Below are 2,107 nucleotides of genomic sequence, written 5' to 3' on the forward strand. Positions count from 1 at the left end.
TGCGCATTCCACTGATGGCGGACAGTGATTCCATTCCCATCGCGGACAGCGTTCCATGCGATGGCGGACACCGTGCGCGGGGGTCCTGAGTGACGGCCAAATCGTAGCCGAAGTGTCCGCCATCAGCGTGGAATGGCGGTTGGACTGGATGGTCAGGCGGCCTTGGACAGCTTGCGCATCGATTCACCTTTGAGGGCTATCTTGTGCGAGCCGTGCACGATGCGGTCCAGGATGGCGTCGGCCAGCGTGGGCTCATCCAGCCAGGCGTGCCAGGCCATCACCGGCAACTGGCTGGTGATGAGGGTTGAGCGCGTGCCCACCCGGTCGTCCAGAAGTTCGAGCAAATCGTTTCGCTCATGCGCGGCAATCGGTGCAATGCCAAAGTCGTCAATGATGAGCAGGTCCAGCCGGGCCAGTTGCGCCAGCCGCTTGCCAAAGCTGCCGTCGCCATGGGCCACATGCAGCTCTTCCAGCAGACGTGGCGCGCGGGCATAGAGCACCGAGAACCCCAGGCGCGCCGCCTGCTGCCCCAGCGCACAGGCCAGCCACGTCTTGCCGCAACCGGTGGCACCGGTGAGCAGCACGTTGTGACCATGGCGCAGCCAGTCCCCACCGGCCAGGCTGGTGATGACCTCCCGGCTCAGGCTCCGGCTGCCCCGCCAGTCGATGTCTTCCAAGCAAGCGCCGGCGACCTTCAGGCGGGCGGCTTTCAACAGGCGCTCCAGGCGTTTGCTGTCGCGCCAGTCCACCTCGCGCTGCACCAGCAGGGCCAGGCGCTGTTCAAAGGGCAGCTCGCTGGCAGCGATGTGGGTGGCGGCATCGTTCAGGGCGGCCACCATGCCGTCCAGGCGCAGGGCGCGCAGTTGGTTGAGGGTGTGTTCGTTGAGCATGGTTGTTCTTTCTCTGTTTCGCTTCAGTGTTTGGGCTTCTCAGTGGTAGTCAGTGGTAGTAGCCCGGCCCGCGCACGTTCTCGTGCAGCGGCAGGCTGGCCTGCATGGGGATGGGAGCCTCCAGCGGGCGCTGGTCCAAGCCACAACTCAGGATGGAGGCGATGCTCTTGTAGGACGGTGAGCGAATCGACTGGGCTCGCGCGCAGGCCGCCTCCAGCCGTTCCGCTCCGTACTCACGCCCCAGGCGCATGAGGCCCAGACAGGAGCGGTAGCCCTGCTCAGGGTGGGCGCGGTGCTCCATCTGCCAGCGCACCACAGCCGCGGTAGCAGCACCCACCCGTTCGCCCCAGGCGATGAGCTTGGCCGGCGTCCACTGCAGGTGCGCCCGATGCGAGGCCGGCATGTGCTCAGGCGTGGTGGTGTGCGCACCTTTGCGCCCATTGAGCGCGTGGGCGGCCACCCGCTTGTTGCCGTGCAGGACTTCGACGGCGGTGGCCGTGATGCGCAGCTCCACCGTCTGGCCCACCAGGGCGTGGGGCACCGAGTAGTAGTGGCCATCGAGCTCGACGTGGTAATCGATGTTGACGCGGGCGGGCTTGAAACGGGCGATGGCCATGCGCGTGGCCGGCAGCGGGCGCAGGACCGGACGGTCGAGTTCGGCAAAGGCGCTGGCGCGGTTGCCGGGCAGCTTCTTGAACGCGCGCTGGTTCAAGTCCACCAGCAAGGTGGCAATCGCCCGGTTCAGGGCGGACAGGCTGAAGAAGGTCTGGTGACGCAGCCGGGCCAGAATCCAGCGCTCGACCACCTGCACGCCAACCTCCACCTTCGGCTTGTCACGTGGTTTTGCCGGGCGAGCGGGCATGACAGGCAGGCCGTAGTGCACTGAGAGCTCTTCGAGCAAACGGTGTGAGGTGGGCTCGTAGCGGTCGGGGCGGGCCATCAAGGCGCGCGGCTGGTCGGGCACCAGCAGGCGGGGCACGCCGCCGATGAACTCCAGTGTGGCGATGATGCTGGTCACCCAGTCGGTGGCTTTCTGGCTGGCGGTGGCGCAGGCATAGGTGTAGTTCGATGCCCCGAGCACCGCCACAAATATCTGGGCCTGAGTTATTTCGCCGGTGCAGGCATCCACGATGGGCACCGTCTGGCCGGCGTAGTCCACAAAGAGTTTGTTGCCGGCCACATGGGTCTGGCGCATGGAGCGCTTCAAACGCCGGGCC

2 protein-coding genes are annotated in these 2,107 nt (G+C 66.3%); both read right to left on the reverse strand.

Annotated elements, in window-relative coordinates; translation table 11 throughout:
- Positions 1–152: 152 nt before the first annotated feature.
- The gene (gene istB, locus ACFQU0_RS17805; RefSeq protein WP_382203072.1) at positions 153–890 is read right to left on the reverse strand and encodes an IS21-like element helper ATPase IstB; all 738 of its coding nucleotides are present in this window, start codon (positions 888–890) and stop codon (positions 153–155) included.
- 49 nt (positions 891–939) lie between these two features.
- Positions 940–2,107 (reverse strand): IS21 family transposase (gene istA / locus ACFQU0_RS17810; RefSeq protein ID WP_382203073.1); only part of this gene is annotated, 1,168 nt, incomplete at its 5' end.

Source organism: Hydrogenophaga defluvii, from assembly GCF_042665235.1.
Classification (GTDB): Bacteria; Pseudomonadota; Gammaproteobacteria; order Burkholderiales; family Burkholderiaceae_C; genus Hydrogenophaga; species Hydrogenophaga defluvii_A.

Excerpts from the sequence above, each read along its gene's own strand:
- istB (WP_382203072.1), bottom strand. The coding sequence starts at position 890 with ATGCTCAACGAACACACCCTCAACCAACTGCGCGCCCTGCGCCTGGAC.